Raw genomic sequence first — 20,809 nt, 5'->3', positions numbered from 1 at the left:
TCATGAACAATTAAATGGTTTAACAAGTAAGGATTCAAGATAATGTATGTAAGATGAGTATAAGTTGTTACAAAGAAATAATTAGTCAGCAAAAGCAAAATGATTAGCTCTTAATGGAAAATGAAATGCATTATTAGAAACTCATGATATAAACAACTAGGTTGTGAAGATTAAAGTTTTTCAAAAAACTTCATTTGGTATTACTCTAGAATGGCATTATTGAACTTATAAATTAATATGCCTTTTCGTTTATTGACAAAATAAACGCGTTGATAGGAGTAATAACGTATTCCTTTAAAAATACGCTTTTTCATTAGGGAATTAATCTAAGCACTAGATAAATAGATGCGTATACTTATATTATGTGAGTTGTGAATGTAATTAAACTGAATTTTTATAGTTTAATTATTAGTAACTATTTTTATTCTAAGAAAAATGGATATTTAAAAATATTCAACACCATTACAATTGAGTGTTTCTTAGTATAAGAATATTCTCTCAAAATTATTAAATAAGGAGGAAATATATGAAAAATAATGGTTGTTTTGATCATAATAACTGCAATCCGATTGTTTTTTCAGCAGATTGTTGTAAAAATCCACAGTCAGTTCCTATTACTAGGGAACAATTAAGTCAATTAATTACTTTGCTAAACTCATTAGTATCAGCTATTTCAGCATTTTTTGCAAATCCAAGTGATGCAAATAGAGTAGCGTTATTCAATTTGTTTAATCAATTTTTAATTTTCTTAAATTCCTTATTACCTTCCCCAGAAGTTAATTTTTTGAAACAATTAACTCAAAGTATTTTAGTTTTATTACAATCTCCAGCTCCTAATTTAGGTCAATTGTCAACATTATTGCAACAATTTTATAGCGCACTTGCACAATTCTTCTTCGCTTTAGATTTGATCCCTATATCCTGCGACTCAAATGTCGACCCTGCAACTTTACAAATTCTTTTTAATTTATTAATTCAATTAATCAATGCTACTCCAGGGGCAACAGGCCCAACAGGTCCAACAGGTCCAACAGGTCCAACAGGCCCAGCAGGAACCGGAGCAGGTCCAACAGGTCCAACAGGTCCAACAGGCCCAGCAGGAACCGGAGCAGGTCCAACAGGAGCAACAGGCCTAACAGGTCCAACAGGTCCAACAGGTCCAACAGGTCCAACAGGTCCAACAGGTCTAACAGGTCTAACAGGTCCAACAGGCCTAACAGGAGCAACAGGCCTAACAGGTCCAACAGGTCCAACAGGTCCAACGGGTCCAACAGGAGCAACGGGTCCAACGGGTCCAACAGGCCTAACAGGTCCAACAGGCCTAACAGGAGCAACGGGAGCTGGAGCAGTTATTCCGTTCGCATCAGGTGGGCCAGTAGCATTAGCAACTGTTTTAGGTGGATTAGCAAACACAGGAGCACTTCTTGGATTTGGAAGTTCATTCTTCCCTGTAATTGTCCCACCTGGTGGCCCGATTACTATAGGTCCTGTACCTCCAGTATTTGATTTCGCATTTGTAGCTCCTCGCGCAGGTACAATTACTTCGTTAGCAGGATTCTTTAGTGTAACTGTAGCGGTTGCTTTAGCATTAGGAAGCATACAAATTCAAATGCAGTTGTACAGCGCACCAGCAGCAAGTAATACTTTCACTCCAGTAGGTACACCGTTACTATTAACACCAGCATTTAGTGGTCTTATTGCTATCGGTAATACTTCAAGTGGTATTAGCGCACAAGCCATTGCGGTCGCTCCACAAGATAAGATATTACTTGTTGTTTCATCAACTACACCTGGTTTTGATATAGCTACTGCTATTACAGGCTTCGCAAGTGCAGGAATAACATTCGTATAATCACTTGTAAGTTTTGTAGTTGAAAATTTTGATATAAGAAAAGAGATTGTCAAAAAAGTATCCTCAGATTAACTTTTGAAGACAGTCTCTTTTCTTTAATTGTTTTTATACTTTATGTCTGGTGAAAATGATTAAATATACTATGAGAATGTAGTGTGATTGTGTTAAGTTAAATGATCACTGCTAGTAAATTACACAGTAATAGGCATAAGAAAAATGAAGGTTTCCAACCTATTTGGGATACAGAACTAATTTCATACACATATAAAGGCATATATCTAAAATGTTTTAAATTTTAGTCTTACATATGTAGGATTGAGAAGTGGGAGGGTTATATAATGAAGTATATGAGTATCAAAGAATTAAATAATGATTACATTTATACTATCCTTGGAATGAAACCAGGTAAGTTTTATAGAAAACGTAAATCAGGTATCATCAACTTTGCTACAGCGCTTGGCATGATTTAAAAAGTAATGGAATTTTAGGAGTACTGTTCGGGGCACTATTTAGGGCACTTAATTAGGTGCCTTTTTACATTGGAATCGGCGGTACGATATTTCTACAGTTAATTGTTCTTTGAAAAAAGAATACTGTGGGGATAGCGTAGCTCCTTTATCAAAACGTTACTTGGTCGGAATGGACGGAGAAAAAAGGAAGAAAAAGACGAAAAGCTTAATTGATTTTATATATCCAGCCACGGTGCATGAGTGTCGTGGCTGGATATCAGGAAACTTTCCGAGTGCCAACAGGAAAAAGTGTTGGTTTTTCATATAAATCTCATAATTGAGAATTGGTTTAAATAACCGGTGCACCAACAGCAAAATGTGATTCATATATTTGCGCACATTTTGCTCACGTACTATATAAAAAAGTATGAAAATCTATAAAAATAATTATTTCAATAAAATTTATTCTAGATATTAAAAAGTGCCAAAACCCTTGTGGTATAAGGGGTTTGGCACTTTTGTGTTTTTTATGTTTTATCAAATAAACAATTCTAAAACTGCTCATTCTTTTCCCAAGATTCTACGATATAATGAGCAATCGTCGGATTGAAGCCTTTACCAACTAAAAACATAATCGCAGCAACTTCTGTTAATGCGTGTTCGTGTGATGTATGTTTTGCTTCATTTAAACCGTAATCTACCCATGGTTTTACGAAATCTAGTACGGGTTTCTTGAAAGGTAAAAACTGTGTACCGACAACTTGTTGAATTTGTTGTTGTGTTGGTTCAGTAATTGGTCCAGGTGGTAAGATTTGTGGTTGTGTAATGTCTAATGTTGGTCCTGGCGGTAAAATTTGTGGCTGCGTTGGATCTATTGTTGGTGGTTTAGGTGGTGAGACACGTGCGTCGTAGTTTGGTTGATACATTTGTTGTTGGTATTGCGGTTGTTGTGGTTGAGTTGTGTATGGGTTTTGTGGTGCTGCATATGGATTTTGTTGATATGGTTGTTCTTGGTTTTGTGGTGCTACATATGGATTTTGTTGATATGGATTTTGTTGATATGGTTGTTCTTGGTTTTGTGGTGCTGCATATGGATTTTGTTGATATGGTTGTTCTTGGTTTTGTGGTGCTGCATATGGATTTTGCTGATATGGTTGTTCTTGGTTTTGTGGTACCGCATATGGATTTTGTTGAAATTCAGTTTCTTGATTTTGCGTTGTTGCATATGGGTTTTCGTCATATTGTTGTTCTTGCTGTTGTAACTCTTGTTCTTCGTATTGTTCTGTGTATCTTTGTTCTTGTTGTTGAGGGTAAAATGGTTGCCTTGGATAAGGCGGTTGATTATTATAGAACATATTTATTCCTCCTTCATGATGATGCTTACCACTCAGTGTATGGGCGGACAAGAAAATATGTGATGAAAAAATGCGGGCGTGTTACAATAAGTAACTGGGTGAAGATAAAATGACAAAACAAGAAAAGATTCAAAAAACAATTACTTTTGTAAAACATATTTTAGAAAAAGATGCGAGTGGGCATGATTGGTATCATATTGAACGCGTACATAAACTGGCGATTTCTTTATCCGAGCAAGAAGGGGGAAATCGTTTTATAATTGAAATGGCAGCATTACTTCACGATGTGGCAGATGAGAAGTTAAATGAAAGTGAAGAAGAAGGAATGAAAAAAGTTTCTGATTGGTTAGAAGAGTTACATGTGGAAGAAGAGGAAAGTAAACATGTTCTTCATATTATCGCCAATATGTCTTATAAAGGTGGTCATGGCGGTAAAGTGGATTCACTTGAAGGGAAGCTTGTTCAAGATGCGGATCGCTTAGACGCCCTTGGAGCAATTGGAATAGCTCGCACATTTGCGTATGGTGGAGCGAAAGGGAGATTAATGTATGATCCAACTATTCCTCCGCGTGAAGTGATGACGAAAGATGAATATAGAAAAAATAACGATCCATCTTTAAATCATTTTTATGAAAAACTTTTGAAATTAAAAGACTTAATGAACACGAACGCAGCAAAACAAGAGGCGGAAGTTCGTCATCGTTATATGGAACAGTTTATTGAACAATTTATGAAAGAGTGGAATGCACAAATATGAAAATGTTAACTGTGGAAAACTTATCAAAATCATATGGAGAAAAACCGTTATTTGATGGATTATCATTTAGTATTGCAGAAGGACACCGTGCCGGAATTATCGGTGTAAACGGAACTGGTAAATCGACGTTATTAAAAATTATTGCAGGGGCAGAAATTCCTGATACAGGTGATATGACTCATTCTCGTGGGTATACAATTAGTTATTTATCACAGCAACCAGAGTTTGATGAACAACTAACAGTGCTAGAGCAAGTCTTCCATGGTGATACTCCTTTAATTCGTCTTCTTCGTGAGTATGAAAAGGCGCTATTACATATCGAAAAAGATCCAAGTAATGAAAAAGTACAGGAACAATTATTTGCAGTGCAGCAACGTATGGATGCAATGAGTGCATGGGAAGCAAATGCAAATGCGAAATCTCTTTTAACGAAATTAGGAATTACGGACTTCACTGCAACTGTTGGAAATTTATCTGGTGGACAGAAAAAACGTATTGCGATGGCGCAATGTTTTATTGAAACACCGGATCTATTAATTTTAGATGAGCCTACGAACCATCTTGATCATGAGACAGTGGAATGGTTAGAGGAATATTTAGCTCGATATAATGGCGCAGTATTACTTGTAACCCATGATCGTTATTTCTTAGATCGTGTGACGAATCGTATTTTCGAATTAGATAATGGAAAACTGTATAGTTATGAAGGGAATTACAGTACGTTTTTAGAAGCGAAAGCACTTCGTGAAGAACAAGAAATTGCGCAAGAATCAAAACGTCAAAACTTATATCGCCGCGAACTAGCATGGATCCGCCGCGGTGCAAAAGCCCGTTCAACAAAGCAAAAGGCACGTATTCAACGATTTGATGAGCTAAAGGGCCAAGAAGGGCCAGCTGCAAAACAGTCAGTTGATATTGCACTTAGCGGTAGCCGTCTTGGGAAAAAAGTACTTGAGTTAAAAGATGTGACGAAAAAATTTGGTGATAAAACGGTATTAAACAACTTTAATCATATCGTGAAACCAGGCGATCGCATCGGAATTATTGGAGCGAATGGAAGCGGGAAATCTTCGCTATTAAATATGCTTGCAGGTAAGTTATCTCCTGATAGTGGTGAAATTGAAGTTGGGCAAACTGTAAAAGTTGCTTATTATACGCAAGAAAATGAAGAGATGAATTTAAATCAGCGTATGATTGAATACATTAAAGAGATTGCAGAAGTTATTCATACAACAGATGGAAAAGTAATTGGTGCATCTCAAATGTTAGAACGTTTCTTATTCCCGACTCATTCACATGGTACACCGCTTGGTAAACTATCTGGTGGTGAAAGAAGACGTTTATATTTATTACGTATTTTAATGGGAGAACCAAACGTACTTTTACTTGATGAACCTACGAATGATCTAGATACACAAACATTAACAGTACTAGAAGATTATTTAGAAGATTTCCCAGGTGTCGTTTTAACTGTATCGCATGACCGTTACTTCTTAGATAAAGTAGTAGATGAACTGTTCATCTTTACTGGCGGAGGCGAAGTGCGTGAGTTCCTAGGTAGTTATACAGATTATTTAGAAATGGAAAAAACGAGAGAACTTATGGAGAAAGCGGAAGTTCAAAAAGAGAAAAAAGTAGTAGAAGAAGCTCCAAAACAACAACGTAAACGTAAACTTTCATACAATGAGCAGCGTGAATGGGAAACGATTGAAGATACAATTGCCGAACTTGAAGAAAAAATTGAGTCAATTGGAGAAGAACTTGCGAAAGTTGGATCTGACTTCACAAAGGCACAAGAATTATCTGAAGCACAGCAGAAAACAGAAGAAGAGCTAGAAAAAAAGATGGAAAGATGGAGTGAACTATCAGACATGGTTGAAGGATTAAAATAAAAACAAGCTGCATATATTGAAAAGTAAAGAGAAAAACTTTACACTATTGGTAGAACCTATTTTAGGAGGGAAAAAATGAGAACATCTAATCCAATGTTGAAAAAAGAGGCATTCCGTAAAGAGGGAGCAAGCGCTTCTGCGATGACAATTGGCGGAACAGTAGGCAAAACGTTCATTATGCTTATCTTGCTACTTGCAACGTCTGTCTATTCATACATACAGATGATGCAGGGGACGATGAAGATGCCAGTATTAATTGGTGCTTTAATCGTTGCGGCAATCATCGCATTTGCGTCTATGTTCTTCCCGCGTATTTCACCTTTTGGTGCACCAATCTATGCAGCGGTAGAAGGGGTTGTGTTAGGAAGTATTTCAGCAGTTTATACAATGAAATTTGGCGATTCTATCGTTTTAAATGCTGTATTACTAACAATCTCAATTCTATTTGCAATGTTAGTGTTATATGCAACACGCGTAGTAAAAGTAACGGATAAATTCCGTACAGGCGTTATGGCAGCAACACTCGGAATTCTGGTTATGTATTTAGTCGTATTCCTACTAAATATGTTTGGTGTAACTGTTCCATACATTCACCAAGGTGGTACAATCGGTATTATTATTAGTGCAGTTGTTATTGTAGTTGCTGCATTAAACTTATTACTAGATTTCGATTTAATCGAAAATGGTGTACGTAGTCAAGCTCCGAAATATATGGAGTGGTACACTGCAATGGGACTAATGCTTACATTAGTTTGGTTATACTTAGAAATTCTTCGTTTCGTTTCTTACTTTACGAAAAATGACTAATAAAAAAAACCTGCATGAAAAATGCAGGCCCTTTTTATTTTCAAAGATATATTGAACGTATGGTATAATATGGATGTTATCAACTTGAATTGAAGGAGATGGAATATGATGAAAGGGAAGAAGGGGATTATGAAAAAACTATTTTCTAAAAGTTTTTTCATAGAACTAGATGAAGCTTTAACGTATCCATCATCTGAAGTTATTACTTCAGCGATTGAAGGATATGCAACTGAATGCAATGAAAGACTAAAATTTGAGAGTAAAGTTAAACCGATTACTTTTTACTTAGAAAATGTAATGTACCGTGCTGAAATAAAGATGGCTCGCGGAGGATATTACATATCTTGTACTGAAGTGTAATAAATTTTGAAACCATACATGTTTGAACTATGTATGGTTTCTTTTTTTGTTTTGTAAGGCCTAAATTAATACTTTTTACTTACGGATACATCATTTTGTGCTTTTTACCATTCATCCATTTCTCCTTACAATGGAGAAAAATATGTGAGGTGGTATAACTTATGATGAATAGAGTTGTATTAATCGGTTATGAAAAGCTAGTGATTTGTACATAGATTAAGGGAATTATTGTTAATTTTTTTGTATAGTTTATACTTATGATAAGTGGAAGAATTGTTCAGCATGTTTAAACTACATAATAATAGTAGGGTGTTAAACCAGACAATGGTTAAAGGTGAGTACTGGGCATTTAAAATATATAGGGTTAATAATATTAATGCTTTTAGAGGAGGATGTAGTCCCGTAACGGTATCTGCAGAAAAAAAGTTCGAGGACCTTTAATTTAGGAGGAATCTATATGGGTGTTATTAGGGAAAAACAAACATCATTAGGAACTGTGTATGAACATTATGATAGCAATAATGATCTGATTCAGAGGTTTGGAGCAATTGGTTTTATAAAGAAATCAACAGAAAGAAAACTGACATATTTTATTGTTACTGACATTAATGGGAATTTAATAGAGGATGCCAATAAATATTTAAACAAAGAGATTGGTGATGCAAAGTATAAAAAAAGGGAAAAAGCTTTCTCTGCTTTAAAAGTTTTCTTTTCCTTTTTGCAACTGGTACATATTAATAATCCTACAGATTTAACAAACGATGATATTAGAGACCTTCGATTGTTTTTGGAAGGGGGAAAAAAAGAAGGTCAAACATGGGGTTTGGACTTTCAAGTTAGACGAGATAATCAAACATTTAACCACTATTTAAATGTGTACAGGGATTTTTTATCTAATATGTATGGTTTCTCAAACACAACGTTATTTGACACTATAAAAACAGGAGCATCAATTGGTAAGGGTTTTTTTGCACACGCAAAGAAAGAGACAACTGAACGGTACACGGCAAATAAAAATGTAGGTGACCCAGCAAAATCTGTCCCCAGATATATAAAATCTAACGAGTACAAAAAAATTATGGAAATCGTTGAGGAAAATTACGATTTGCGTGAAAAGGTTATTATCAACTTGATGTATGATTATGGACTGCGTTTAGGAGAGGTTTTAGGGGTTACTTTTGAAGATGTTGAGCCAACCAATAGTGGAAGTCATTATAGGCTTATTATTCGAAATAGAGTCTCTGACGAGCCTACACAGAGGGCTAAGGGAGTACTGGTTCCTAAAACCGTAGATGATTATAAAAGTCGCAGCTATAATACCGAAGGTAATGGTCTTGGATACCAAGTAGTTTTTATTTATGAAGATATGGCGGAACTTATCCAAGACTATATTGATGAATCGAGAGATGACATCGTATTAAGTCGAAGTTCTAAAAAAAGGGAAAACTTAAATAGGAAGGCAATTGCGGATAGGGTTGGAACCACCCTCCTTGTGAATGAGGAGAATCAATATATTTTTTTAAACCATCAACACTATACCCCATTATCTCAAGCAGGATGGAATTATATTCTTCGGAAAATTTTCGATGAAGCTGGGATTTCAATGGATAAAAACAAAAAAGAAACTAATTTAAGCCATAGATTTCGCCACGCTTTTGCCATGAAACTTGCAAAACAGGGTGCACATGAATACGAACTTCAAAAAGCACTTCGTCATAAAAGTCCAGAAAGCTGTAAAGCATACTATAATCCAGATGACGATGATAAGGTGGAACTATTAATGAAAAACAAAGAAAGGTCCTATTATAATGATTAGCACAAACAACTTTTATGATGAAAAAGAAATTAAGATTATTACAGTGTATATAGAGAAATATCAATTTGAAAATATACTAAAAATTCTTTTGTGGGAATGGCTACAAACAAGTGGAATGCAGAACATCCTGTTAGAAAGACCTTTTATAATGCATCCATCAAACAAAAAGGAAAATATAAAAGTTGCGATTATAAAGCGTTTTATAGAAATTTTGGGGAAGTTCATTCTTAAACAAGAGGACCTTACTTGGGGAAATTACTGTAGGATTATGCATGAAATACCACTTGGGAAAAGAAAAGGATTTCATTCACCTTTTAGGCAAATGACAAGAAGTTTTTATCTACATGCACTTGCTTCTGATACAATCACTAATTCACAAATTAAATCTTTTATTTCAAGGAATAGTAACCTTCTTTTAACTGAAGAATTTAAAAGAGTTGGGGACAAACAAAATTATACTCCTTATATAAATAATTGTATTCGTACTAATTTTCCAATTGATTCTAGTGCAGAACAAATTATTCAAGTGGAATATGTTCATAATGATGGTAGTGTACACCTTGCAAATTTTTATTTACCAACTCGTGGTCAATTTTTACTAAATACCATGAAAACATTCCTTGATCTTTTATCAAAAAGGAAACTAAATAAAGTCGATAATAGAATGATGGTTACTTTGTTTGAGAAAAGTTTAGGTGGTCAAAAAGTTAATAGATTCGAAGACTTTAATGAACAAACGTTTAAACAACAATTACTTTATTTTAATTCGTTCGTGGAATCCAATCATGTTCCCGTGCATGTATATTCTCGTCAATTTTTAGTCAAATTTTACAGATATATTGACGACATTTATTTAGGAGAAAATGGATTAAGATTATTCAATTCATTCTCATTCAATAGAGACCTTATTATTCATAAGCATTACTTTACCAGTATAGAGAAGGATTATAAAATTGTTAATCTTAATTCATTGGGAACCTACCCAAAATCGGATAAATGGTTTGTTGTTGCAGATGCGAATAAGCATGGTACTCATGTTGCAAACTCCAAAAATTCTCTAATGAATTTTGAATTAGTTCATAATATTGAGTTTAGAAATGTTTTAAAAGATTATATTTGGAAATCGGATTTGTCTTATATTAATATGTTTGGGGATTTTTGTATAATGATAGATTTTCTGAACGAAGCTGACACTTACTATCAACAGGAGCTACAAGTTCTACAATTAAATAATGCATTGTCAACTGATTTGAAGCCATTTTCAAGTAGATTTCTAATTTTCTACCATGCAGGTCTCGTGTCGAAAAAGAAATATACAGGATTTACTATTAATCATAATATCAAGGCTATTAGAAGCTTTATGAAGCGTATTCAACAGCAATATAATATTCCTGATATTACTATAGAACAATTTGTTACAATTGATGTGGATGATAAAGGTGGAACTCCAATTCCTCTTGAAGATTTCAAAGGAATACAAAAGGAATTTGAGAGGAAATTTAATAATGAAAATGAAATAATGTTAATTATTTTACAGTTGGCTATAGAAACAAAACTTCGTCCGGGTGAAATTTTTGCACTAGAAAGAGATTGTATTCTTTCGATTGATGATAGTAGGAAATTTGGAACTATTGAATACTACGCAAAGACATCAGGCAGAAAAAAGATAAAAGAAGTTCTTGTGATGGAACATATTAGATTATTACAAAAAGCTATAAAAATAACTCAATCATTAAATGAAATGGCAGAAAGCTCTTTAAAGAAATATATTTTTCTTTGTAGCCACTATCGTTATAAAAAACAAGTAATAGCAGCAATACATTCATTTAATAAAGCATTCACAACAATATCCAGGAACCTTTATGAGCAAGGGAAAATTAAATTCAAATATACACCTTATAATTTGAGACACACTTATATTGAAAAGGCTTGGCAAATGGTTGAGGATGGTCTTGTATCAACTTTAGAGGTTGGAGTTATTACAGGAAACTCAGCAGCTGTTGCTGCAAAGCATTATCGAAATAGGGAAAACACTAAACGATATGTAGAAGCACTTTATGGGGTTTCTATTTTGGATGATGAATTACCAGGATTTATCGTTGATAGCGAAACTGTTGAAAACCTCCCTCCTGTTCAAAGTGGTGCTGGTAACTGTGCAAGTGAATCATGTGTAAAGATTGATACAGACGAGGACAGCTTTTATAAATGCTTGACCTGTAAAAAGTTCGTAACAACAGTAGAACGAAATTCTATTTTTGAGCAACGAATGAAGATATACACGAACAAGAAAGAGAATTCTTCATCTGCTGCTGAAAGAAATTTTTATACTGGATTAATTGAGCTATATGGTAGCTACCTTGCTGAAATGTATGCCATTATGGAGGAAGAAGTATGACTATAACCACACCTACTGTAAAAAAAGAGATTGATTGGAACATCAATAATGCGAGTTTGTTAGTAGGAGAAGAATACTATCTAAAAGGTGATTATATTGATGAGCCTCCTCTTTTTATTACAACAGACATAAGATTCTCTGATAACAAATGGGATTTTTCCGATGAGGAACATAGAAATGTGGTAATAAATTTCTCATCTATTAAGTCAAAAATTTTCCGAGTGTTATCAAAAAAAGTAGCCCTTAGACAAATGTTCTTTGTAGGTAATAGGGGCATTACAGTCAGTCGGAAATGCTTACAAATAAATAGCTTTATTCGGTTTCTAGAGGAAGAAAAATATATGTATGATTTAAGATATTTAACACCTGAAATTATTAAGGAGTATATTGAAGGCTTTAAGAAAAAAGGTAGAACGAAGTTCACTTTGGTAAATAAACTGTCTCCGATAGGAGAGTTTCTTAAAGAGGTCGAAATGGCAGGATATGATATAGAGTTATCGCAATATCAAAATATTATTCGTAGCATTCCCTGGGAAGAAATAAAGGCTGAAATAGTTGCAAATAAAACACCAAATATTCCTATGAGAATTTTTAAGAAAGTTGTGCAGACCGCCTTAAAGGATATGGATGATGATCGCCTTACAATTGAGGACAGAATGATGGCTTGCTTGATTGTGATTTTATCCCATACAGGAATGAGAAAAGGAGAACTTCAGTTATTAGAAGTAAACAAATTACAAGATATTAGGATATTGAATAAAAAGGAAAAAGCCTATATTCTTGAATTTTTCACTTACAAAACAACTGGTAAGAAAAAAGGTCGTTGGACTAAAACGATTGCTTTTCCTAATACAATAAAAGCTTATCAAACTCTTGAAGAATTATCGGAAGAAAGAAGAATAAAAGGAAAAACCAATTACTTACTTCTTACTAAGAAGGGTAAAAAATATAGTGATACAGCCTTTGGAAATATGTTTGATTTCTTTTTTTATAGACATCAAGAATTATTCAATGGTCTAACGGATTTTGAACGAACCCAAGTTCATTGTCAGAAAGTAAGCTTATATTTAAGGAGCTACATAGAAAGAAGAAGATTTCCAAACAGCATAGGTGAAAATTTTTTTACTTTGAATTCTCATCAATTTCGGGTCGCGATTGCCAATGTTTTAAAGGACAAAGTGAGTTTACAATGGATACGGGAACACATGAATCACCTTGATGAAGAAATGACTAAACACTATTTTCGAGATGATGAAATTGTAAAAGAAACATTATATAGGCGGGCATCATCTGATGGAAACTCGTTAGAGTTGGATTCTGATAGTCAAAACAATTTTATAAAAAATGAACTATCGGAACTAGAACTAATAAAAGCATATGAGGAAATAAATAAATTTCTTAAAAAGAAAAAATTCAACATTTTCAAGGATATTGATCAAATTATAAACACCTTAAAATATAATCCATTGCGAGAAAATCTTGTTGGTGTTTGTACAAAACATCTGGGGATATTATGTGAGCGTCAATACCGTCTTGCGACCTTTGAAAAATGGTATTACCTTAGCCCGACTATTCCTAATATTGAATCCTTTGATTTTACCTATAAACGATTCTTAGACAAAGCTAAAATAGTTCAACATAATAAACAGTTAGTTCAAGAAGATTCAAAATACCAAAGAGATTATGAAAATGAATATGTTGCTTTAAATAAATTTTATCAGAACCGTCTTTTACCTGAATATGAGTTAGTCCTTGTTAAGTTGAAAGATGAAGGGAAAGAATCTCTCCTCTCTTCTTTTCCACAATTAGAAGGCATTATTTCCAATATAGATGAAATTGGTAAGGAGATTTCAAAATGGACATCTGCATTAACATTGAAGAATGTGTAAATGAAAACACTATTAAATTTGGGATTGGCGAATTGGAGGGAATTGGTAGTTTAACAGTTCAAAAACAGTTAGTTAAGATAGAAGAATTTCTACAAGATTTCTGTATGAATCAAAAACGATTGAGCGAACAATTAAAACAATTCAGCAAGCTGTCTATATCGTCAGTTTCAGCAGGAGCAAAGGTTCCGAGGAGTCAGATAAATTTAAATACCAATACTTTAAAGTTTTACATAGAAAACCGAATTATGGAAATTGAAAAGAAAGATATCTTCAACATAAAAAAACACGAAAGGCTTAAAAGTGAAAAGCGTGAACTTGAAACACACCTAGACGGTTTACGACAACAAATAGTGGATTCTTTTGAATTGAAGTTACGTCTTGAAATGTTAGAGTCTGAAAATAAACGACTTATTCTTCAAATGGAATCACGGCAAAAGGATGTTCAGAAACTTGAAGAAGAAAACAGCAAGCTACGCAAGGCTTTAAACGAACGGAACAAGAAAAAAATTGTGCCATTCAATTAAATAAATTGAAAAGGATCTAGAGTGTGATTTTGGATTATTAGTAGGTCGTGGATTTTCTTTATTTAAGCACCTAGTTATTTCTAAAATCACTGAGATAGATATGAATGAAAAGTTTAATATGAATCAGTATAAGAATAGGCTTTTCAGAGAAGGTGAGAACGGTATGATTTTTTACAATTAATACAGATAAAAAGGTGAAAAGCGTATCCGTATCATTGGGATATACCAGGATCTTGCAAAATTGTGCAGTCAGTTAGAAGTTTCCACTGGGGTACTGATGAGCCCAGAAGGACTGAATCAACGCTTTAATCCAGCAGCTGTCGCATTTCTTCGAGAAGTCTTTACTTCTCTTCTCACACAAAAACTCTGTTCAAATCACTCACTTTCTGCACACATGCTCTCTACTTTCAATCGCATCCGTATTTTAGATGCAACAGTGTTTCAACTGCCTGACCATTTCGCCACTGACTATCAAGGTTCAGGTGGGAGTAGTAATACGGCAGGTGTGAAAATCCAATTGGAATATGATTTACTTAGTGGTCAATTTCTTAACGTGCAACTTGGACCAGGAAAGAATAATGATAAAACATACGGTACCATCTGCCTTGAAACCGTAGAGGCGGGCGATTTGTGTTTACGTGATCTTGGTTACTTCGATTTAGGAGACTTACAAACCATTCATGATAAAGAGGCTTACTATATCTCTCGGTTGAAGTTAAATACACGCATTTATATCAAGAACCCAGAACCGGAATACTTCAACAATGGTACGTTAAAAAAACAAACAGAATACATCCAGCTTGATATGACACAAATGATGTCTGGTCTAACCCCATCGCCATCAAGCTAAGGTTTTAAAGTATCCCCTAAATGAAAATTTTCTTTCTCTACAGTTAGTTATTTTGAGAAGTCAGCTCATTTTTACAGGGAGATGCCAATTTTCTCATTTTGGGGTATTTGCTTTTCTTAGGTTGATGGCGATGTGGCGAGATCCCTGTTACAAGTTAGTACAAAATTTCGTTCTGAGGGTACTATAAAATTTTAGCTTGATGGGTATGTATGGTGACCCCTATTAGTGTGTAATTTACATTGATTTTTTTATAAAAAACAAACTTAAATATGCCAGATTACAAAAAAACCATCGTTTTCGATCTTTATTTCGATCTTTATATTGAATTTCTTTGGACATTCTTAGCGAAGTGCTACCCTTTTATTAATTTTTGTATTAACTCTTCTTTATCTTTTTGAGATTTGATAAAACATACTTTATCTTTATACGGTTCCAACTTTATAAGTAATTGTTCTCGCTCGTATGTTCGATAATCTTTTTCCCATTCAAACATATTTTTTAGTGCTTTTAAAGATGGTTTATATTTAGACTTCTCAAGCCCTAACTTTTGTTTAAGAAATCGCTTGATGATTTGGTAACGATTTTTCAGTTGAGAAACGTCTAGTACAATAATTACATCTGCTTCTTCAAAGCTATTATCAGACCATTTAAACTGTACACCTTCAATAACCCAATTATTTTGATTAACAATTTCTGTTAACAAGGCTAGCTTCTCATCCATAGGACGACGTGTATCTCCTTTTTGATCACGAATCCAATGGATATCATCTAGTTCATATCGAGGAATATTCAATTCCTTAGCTATTTTTTTAGAATATGTTGTTTTGCCACTCCCTGTAGATCCTGTAATGTGTATTTTCATAATTTAACTTCCTTTACATTAAAAATTCTTTTTAGGTTTAGTACCTAATAAACTGGGGTACAGACCCATCACAATCAGGCTAAGAAAAACAAATACCCCAAAACGAGAAAATATGTTAAATTCCCATAGATAACTATCTTATATTTAAGGGGGGGATTCAAATTGGTTAAAAACTTACCTTTACTAATAGTGATTTTAATACTAGGTGTAAGTTCTTCTACATTAAGTACGAACGGATACTTTTCTCCAGTTATAGAATGGTCTTTAATGATTATAAGTATTATTTTAAACATTACTGCAGTGATAGGTTTATCACTACACGTCCTTGTATATCAACCTATGAAAAGATTTGATAAAAATTTAAAAGAGACCTTCAAATAAAATAATTATATTTGAGGTAACACCACATCACCATCGAGCAAAAAAATGTATCCATAAAAAGAAAAAATACGCTATTCTTTCTGTAGAATCATAGGAAAGGATGGCGTTTTTTATGTCTGTTTCTGTGTCTGACGAATTGCAACTATTTGCTCAAGAGATTCAAAGTTCCCTATCTCCAAACACCTTACGGTCTGTTGCGCGAAGTGTTGGTTTTGTAAAGCGGATTAGTAAATATCAAGCACAAGATTTAGTCGCTTTATGTGTATGGATGAGTCAAAATGTCGCGACAACTTCTTTAGCTCAGCTATCTAGTTGTTTAGAGGCATCAACAGAAATACTTATCAGTCCTGAGGGACTGAATCAACGATTTAATCCAGCAGCTGTACAACTTTTACAACATATATTAGCTGAGCTCTTAAACAAAAAATTAACTTCATCTATGTCAATTGCTTCTCCATGTACTTCAATTTTTAAGCGTATTCGTATTCTAGATTCTACGGCTTTTCAACTTCCAAATATATTTTCTTCCGTTTATCCTGGTGCGGGAGGTTGCAGCCATACTGCAGGAATGAAAATTCAACTTGAGTATGATCTTTTAACATGATCGAACTTACGGTTCCCTTTGCGTACCCACTGTAAAAGAAGATGATTTGTGTATTCGGGATTTAGGCTATTTTCATCTGAAGGATCTTCAATATATACAGGATGAAAAGGCTTACTATATTTCTCGCATTAAATCTAATACACGTATTTATCAAAAAAATCCCAATCCTACTTATTATCAAAATGGAAAACTAAAGAAGGGAACAGAATATAAACAGGTAGATATGGAGGTAGTAATGAATTCTCTTCAACCAGGACAAACATATGAAATATATGATGCTTATGTAGGAATGGTCGATAAAGTACCAGCTCGTGTCATTGTTCATCGACTTACAGAAGAACAGCAACAAAAAAGATTGCGGGATCAAGCTATACGAGAAAAAAAGAAAGGAATGAAGTATTCTCCCCGTAGCAAACGACTCAGTGGTATCAATGTATATATGACAAACACGCCTATAGAGATTGTCCCGATGGGACAAGTGCATGATTGGTATTCTTTACATTGGCAAATCGAGATTTTATTTAAAACTTGGAAATCATTCTTTCATATTCACCATTGTAAAAAAATAAAACGAGAACGATTAGAATGCCATTTGTATGGGCAACTGATTGCCATTCTACTCTGTTCTTCTACTATGTTTCAAATGCGGCAATTACTTCTTATGAAAAAGAAACGAGAACTGAGCGAATATAAGGCCATATATATGATTAAAGATTACTTTCTTCTTCTTTTCCAAGCTATACAGAAAGACACCCAAGAGCTATCAAAGATTCTAATTCGCCTGTTCAACCTCCTACAGCAAAACGGGAGAAAATCTCATCGATATGAGAAGAAAACAGTCTTTGATATATTAGGTGTCGTTTACAATTGTACCATGTCTAATAATCAAGCGGCTTAATTCAAAAAAATGAAACCCGTTAGGGTTTATTTCGTATGCAAATCTTTAAATTCCTTACACATAACCTTTAGAAAAAAGAAACACTCTCTACTATAATTGACGTTGTATGAGCTTAGCTTGATAGCGATGTGGTCTAACCCCTGGTGATGGTGAAACGATGGAAATCCCGGAGGCATACATTGGCCAAAATCAGAAACTTCCAGCATGTGTTATTATCCATCATTTAACCGATGATCAAACACAAACACGTCTGAAAAACCAAGCGATACGTGAAAAGAAGAAAGGCATTGTCATGAAGGATAAAAGTAAACGTTTAATGGGCATGAATGTATATATCACGAACACGTCGCTAGAAGAAGTGTCGACGAACTACGTGCATTCATTGTATTCACTTCGTTGGCAGATTGAAATTTTGTTTAAAACGTGGAAGTCATTCTTTGAAATTGATGAATGTAAAAATATTAAAAGAGAACGCCTAGAGTGCCATTTATATGGACAACTCATCGGCATTCTCCTCTGTTCTTCTACGATGTTTCAAATGCGACAGTTTCTGCTTGAAAAGAAAAAGCAAGAGCTGAGTGAATACAAAGCGATTTATATGATTAAAGATTACTTTCCGTTACTGTTTCAAGCGATAGCCATTGGCACAAAAGAACTTTTAAAAATTTTGCATCGTCTTTATCTCCTGCTCAAAAAGAACGGTCGTAAATGTCATCGGTATAAGAAGGTGACCGTCTTTGATATTCTAGGGATTGTGTATAAAACGACGGTGAAGCATAAACAAGCTGCCTAACGAAAAAATCGCGTTTTCATAGGCTTCTTTGGCATGCCTACTTTTCTATCACTTGCTAGTTTTGAAACAAGGTTCATTTCGTATCTAGTAATTTACTTGGTTAGCTTGATGGGCATGGGGCGGTACCCCTATATGTTTAGTAGGATATGTTGTTGGGGCTTTCCTCTCATATTTCCGACACTCATAATTGATAGACCTGATGAAAGCGCGATTTAGTCAGGATGTTGAGAAGGCACAATGAATATTTAAGTACATTTACGGTTACGTTAATGAATGTTAAAAATATATACTTCTATTACTTAATATAAGATGAAAAGTTTATGGGGAAAGCTATTGAAGTTGCACTTCACGGAATTGTCGTCCTAGATACAAGAGGTGATGAAGATAATGATGAATTAGAAATTCGCCACACCCTTATTACACAGGCAGGATTTTCACCAAGCAATATTCAAGAAACACGTCAAATGTGGCATAAAGGGAATAATGATGGTGTAAGTATCGTTCAAGATGACAATCACGTACACCTAATTCGTAACTTCCAAACTATGGTTCTTAATGATTTTAAAGTATTAGTTATTGGGGGGCACATAGCGGAGGAAGATACATTCAACGCAGATAATTACATGGGACACAATTTCGTAACAATAACTCAGGATGAAATTGACAATTTCCATCCTACCGGAAAATATTTCCCTATATTTTTTTTAGAATCTCCCCAGCAAGTTCCAGTTAATTATACGGTAAAAAAGCTAAATCTTTAAGATATCCGTACATTTTTTTCAAAGAGAATAACATTTTCTTGCTTAACTACCATGAAAGAATAATGTATCCTTTCATACTGTGTGTTAGCTTCATGGGCAGCTAATGGGTGTGTTTGTATGACTGTTATCGCTAGCTTAAAAACTTGCCTTGCTAGTAAAAGGAGAGCTCAAGCAAGCCTAAGCTCTCTATCGTTAAATTCTACATACGATGAAGCAAAACGCGCACTTCATGAATGTATATTAGAAATGGACAGTGTCATCTCTGATTTAAAGGTTAGAGTTTCAATATTAGAACATGAAGAACCTTAATATAAAGGGTGTTAAGTAGATTGGAGGAAATGACTATGTCTCACCTACCCGAATGGACGCTTGTTATTCTCCGCTCTGTATTCATATTAATTGTTTTATTCACTATCACAAAATGTTTAGGAAAAAGGCAAATTTCTCACCTTTCCTTTTTTGAGTACATAGCGGGAATGACAATTGGTAGTATTGCAGCTCAAGTATCTACAGGGCTAGACCAAAAGTTTTTCCATGGCGTCTTTGCCATACTTACTTTCGCATCGTTACCTTTTTTTGTCGGAATTCTTTCTTTAAAAAACAAAACGGCTCGAGATTTTTTTGAAGGGAAGTCTACAGTTTTAATAAAGGATGGCAAAGTACTTGAAGATAATTTAAAGAAAGAAAAATATACGAGTGATGAGTTACTCGAACTTCTTAGAGGTAATGGTGCATTCAGTATAGCTGAAGTTGAATTTGCTGTCTTAGAACCGAGCGGAGAATTAAATGTGTTATTAAAGAAAGATTCTCAGCCACTTACTGCAAAAAATCTCGGTTTAAAAGTGCCAAATGAAAAAGAACCACAAAACGTTATTATGGATGGGAATGTACTAGATGAACCTCTTTCTGCAAGTGGGCATAACCGCGCTTGGTTACATTCTGAATTAGAAAAACTTGGTGTTGTCATTGAAAATGTGTTTCTCGGTCAAATTGACTCATACGGACAACTCACTATCGATATTTACAATGACAAACTCCAAATGCATTCTCCTCAAAACAAACCTTTATTATTAGCATCTTTAAAAAAATGTCATGCTGATCTTGAGCTATTTTCTTTAGAAACAAAATCGAAAAAGACAAGTGAAATGTATGCTAAAAATGCAAAAAAAATTGAAGCTATTATAAACAAGACAGCTTACCTTTTAAAGGAATAAAAAGGTAGGCTGTCATTTTTGTATATTTTAACGAATGAAAACAATATATAGGGAGAGTACCGCATGCACATCACGCTAATATTTTGAAGTGTCACCAAAAATGAAAATTTTATTGCTTTACAGTTATTTATGAGAATTTAACTCATTTTCTGCGTTTTGGGAAACTACTAGTTTCTTAAGTTTATGGGCATGTATGGTGACCCCTAATTGCGATGTGGAAGGCTAAAAAATACTAAAAACTAATACCATTCTTTTTAATAAGTTGATAACAAACATAAATCGTAATGATTATTATTTATTGCGAATTTCGAAAAGATGTATTATACTAGGTTCGCAAACTAAAACGTAAT

15 protein-coding genes and 4 pseudogenes are annotated in these 20,809 nt (G+C 34.2%); 17 read left to right on the top strand and 2 right to left on the bottom strand.

Annotation, left to right across the window (positions count from 1 at the left end):
* The first annotated feature begins 526 nt into the window (after positions 1-526).
* Both ACO6VI_RS14370 and ACO6VI_RS14365 read left to right on the top strand, forming a co-directional pair.
* Positions 527-1,852, top strand: a complete 1,326-nt coding sequence (locus ACO6VI_RS14370) for an exosporium glycoprotein BclB-related protein (protein ID WP_422423528.1) — start codon at positions 527-529, stop codon at positions 1,850-1,852.
* Between the two features lie 338 nt (positions 1,853-2,190).
* Positions 2,191-2,322: pseudogene (locus ACO6VI_RS14365) on the top strand (ArpU family transcriptional regulator); the annotation flags it as partial.
* Between the two features lie 530 nt (positions 2,323-2,852).
* Here ACO6VI_RS14365 and ACO6VI_RS14360 read toward each other — a convergent pair.
* Positions 2,853-3,656 (bottom strand): hypothetical protein, encoded by an 804-nt coding sequence (locus tag ACO6VI_RS14360; protein WP_422423526.1) that lies wholly within the window; start codon positions 3,654-3,656, stop codon positions 2,853-2,855.
* A 109-nt stretch (positions 3,657-3,765) separates the two neighbouring features.
* Between ACO6VI_RS14360 and ACO6VI_RS14355 the strand changes: the two genes are divergently transcribed.
* From ACO6VI_RS14355 to ACO6VI_RS14315, 9 genes and pseudogenes are all read left to right on the top strand, one after another.
* Positions 3,766-4,413: an HD domain-containing protein gene (locus ACO6VI_RS14355; protein ID WP_000165961.1), complete on the top strand. Its 648-nt coding sequence runs from the start codon at positions 3,766-3,768 to the stop codon at positions 4,411-4,413.
* Positions 4,410-6,305: an ABC-F family ATP-binding cassette domain-containing protein gene (locus tag ACO6VI_RS14350; protein WP_000783192.1), complete on the top strand. Its 1,896-nt coding sequence runs from the start codon at positions 4,410-4,412 to the stop codon at positions 6,303-6,305. Before ACO6VI_RS14355 ends, ACO6VI_RS14350 begins: the two co-directional genes overlap by 4 nt.
* A 75-nt stretch (positions 6,306-6,380) precedes the next feature.
* A complete protein-coding gene (locus ACO6VI_RS14345; protein ID WP_023521797.1) occupies positions 6,381-7,112 on the top strand; it encodes a Bax inhibitor-1/YccA family protein in 732 nt (243 codons plus the stop codon).
* Positions 7,113-7,217: 105 nt separating this feature from the next.
* Complete coding sequence (locus tag ACO6VI_RS14340; RefSeq protein ID WP_053564643.1) at positions 7,218-7,472, top strand: DUF4318 domain-containing protein; 255 nt, start codon at positions 7,218-7,220, stop codon at positions 7,470-7,472.
* Between the two features lie 457 nt (positions 7,473-7,929).
* Positions 7,930-9,288 carry a tyrosine-type recombinase/integrase gene (locus ACO6VI_RS14335; RefSeq protein WP_088020899.1) on the top strand — a complete coding sequence of 453 codons (1,359 nt, stop codon included), beginning with the start codon at positions 7,930-7,932 and terminating at the stop codon, positions 9,286-9,288.
* Positions 9,281-11,683, top strand: a complete 2,403-nt coding sequence (locus ACO6VI_RS14330) for a hypothetical protein (protein WP_087971335.1) — start codon at positions 9,281-9,283, stop codon at positions 11,681-11,683. Before ACO6VI_RS14335 ends, ACO6VI_RS14330 begins: the two co-directional genes overlap by 8 nt.
* Positions 11,680-13,572, top strand: a complete 1,893-nt coding sequence (locus ACO6VI_RS14325; RefSeq protein ID WP_087971334.1) for a tyrosine-type recombinase/integrase — start codon at positions 11,680-11,682, stop codon at positions 13,570-13,572. Before ACO6VI_RS14330 ends, ACO6VI_RS14325 begins: the two co-directional genes overlap by 4 nt.
* Positions 13,539-14,096: a hypothetical protein gene (locus ACO6VI_RS14320; protein WP_087971333.1), complete on the top strand. Its 558-nt coding sequence runs from the start codon at positions 13,539-13,541 to the stop codon at positions 14,094-14,096. The genes ACO6VI_RS14325 and ACO6VI_RS14320 overlap by 34 nt, the downstream gene beginning before the upstream one ends.
* A 232-nt stretch (positions 14,097-14,328) precedes the next feature.
* Positions 14,329-14,931: pseudogene (locus tag ACO6VI_RS14315) on the top strand (IS4 family transposase); the annotation flags it as partial.
* A gap of 367 nt (positions 14,932-15,298) precedes the next feature.
* On the opposite strand, the gene ACO6VI_RS14310 reads toward ACO6VI_RS14315, so the two are convergent.
* Entirely contained in the window at positions 15,299-15,808 is a 510-nt protein-coding gene (locus ACO6VI_RS14310) for a hypothetical protein (RefSeq protein ID WP_000690728.1), read from the bottom strand.
* Between the two features lie 162 nt (positions 15,809-15,970).
* Between ACO6VI_RS14310 and ACO6VI_RS14305 the strand changes: the two genes are divergently transcribed.
* From ACO6VI_RS14305 to ACO6VI_RS14280, 6 genes and pseudogenes are all read left to right on the top strand, one after another.
* Entirely contained in the window at positions 15,971-16,189 is a 219-nt protein-coding gene (locus ACO6VI_RS14305; RefSeq protein WP_000240391.1) for a hypothetical protein, read from the top strand.
* Between the two features lie 112 nt (positions 16,190-16,301).
* Positions 16,302-17,691: pseudogene (locus tag ACO6VI_RS14300) on the top strand (IS4 family transposase).
* A 148-nt stretch (positions 17,692-17,839) separates the two neighbouring features.
* A pseudogene (locus ACO6VI_RS14295) lies at positions 17,840-18,484 on the top strand (transposase); the annotation flags it as partial.
* 320 nt (positions 18,485-18,804) lie between these two features.
* Complete coding sequence (locus ACO6VI_RS14290) at positions 18,805-19,245, top strand: hypothetical protein (protein ID WP_087971332.1); 441 nt, start codon at positions 18,805-18,807, stop codon at positions 19,243-19,245.
* Positions 19,246-19,362: 117 nt separating this feature from the next.
* Entirely contained in the window at positions 19,363-19,554 is a 192-nt protein-coding gene (locus ACO6VI_RS14285; protein WP_088020903.1) for a DUF1657 domain-containing protein, read from the top strand.
* 35 nt (positions 19,555-19,589) lie between these two features.
* Positions 19,590-20,459, top strand: coding sequence for a DUF421 domain-containing protein (locus ACO6VI_RS14280; RefSeq protein ID WP_087971330.1), 870 nt, complete (start codon positions 19,590-19,592; stop codon positions 20,457-20,459).
* The last annotated feature ends 350 nt before the right edge of the window (positions 20,460-20,809 follow it).

The organism is Bacillus sp. PSXD-155 (genome assembly GCF_049310765.1).
GTDB classification, from domain to species: Bacteria; Bacillota; Bacilli; order Bacillales; family Bacillaceae_G; genus Bacillus_A; species Bacillus_A cereus.
The sequence above is the reverse complement of the archived record's forward strand: the minus strand, read 5'-3'. Positions and strand labels throughout refer to the sequence as shown.

Bases quoted from the DNA above. Each gene is read 5' to 3' on its own strand.
- ACO6VI_RS14360 (WP_422423526.1), bottom strand. From the start codon at position 3,656: ATGTTCTATAATAATCAACCGCCTTATCCAAGGCAACCATTTTACCCT.
- ACO6VI_RS14330 (WP_087971335.1), top strand. From the start codon at position 9,281: ATGATTAGCACAAACAACTTTTATGATGAAAAAGAAATTAAGATTATT.
- ACO6VI_RS14325 (WP_087971334.1), top strand. From the start codon at position 11,680: ATGACTATAACCACACCTACTGTAAAAAAAGAGATTGATTGGAACATC.
- ACO6VI_RS14310 (WP_000690728.1), bottom strand. From the start codon at position 15,808: ATGAAAATACACATTACAGGATCTACAGGGAGTGGCAAAACAACATAT.
- ACO6VI_RS14345 (WP_023521797.1), top strand. From the start codon at position 6,381: ATGAGAACATCTAATCCAATGTTGAAAAAAGAGGCATTCCGTAAAGAG.
- ACO6VI_RS14370 (WP_422423528.1), top strand. From the start codon at position 527: ATGAAAAATAATGGTTGTTTTGATCATAATAACTGCAATCCGATTGTT.
- ACO6VI_RS14320 (WP_087971333.1), top strand. From the start codon at position 13,539: ATGGACATCTGCATTAACATTGAAGAATGTGTAAATGAAAACACTATT.
- ACO6VI_RS14280 (WP_087971330.1), top strand. From the start codon at position 19,590: ATGTCTCACCTACCCGAATGGACGCTTGTTATTCTCCGCTCTGTATTC.
- ACO6VI_RS14285 (WP_088020903.1), top strand. From the start codon at position 19,363: ATGACTGTTATCGCTAGCTTAAAAACTTGCCTTGCTAGTAAAAGGAGA.
- ACO6VI_RS14350 (WP_000783192.1), top strand. From the start codon at position 4,410: ATGAAAATGTTAACTGTGGAAAACTTATCAAAATCATATGGAGAAAAA.
- ACO6VI_RS14335 (WP_088020899.1), top strand. From the start codon at position 7,930: ATGGGTGTTATTAGGGAAAAACAAACATCATTAGGAACTGTGTATGAA.
- ACO6VI_RS14340 (WP_053564643.1), top strand. From the start codon at position 7,218: ATGATGAAAGGGAAGAAGGGGATTATGAAAAAACTATTTTCTAAAAGT.
- ACO6VI_RS14355 (WP_000165961.1), top strand. From the start codon at position 3,766: ATGACAAAACAAGAAAAGATTCAAAAAACAATTACTTTTGTAAAACAT.
- ACO6VI_RS14290 (WP_087971332.1), top strand. From the start codon at position 18,805: ATGGGGAAAGCTATTGAAGTTGCACTTCACGGAATTGTCGTCCTAGAT.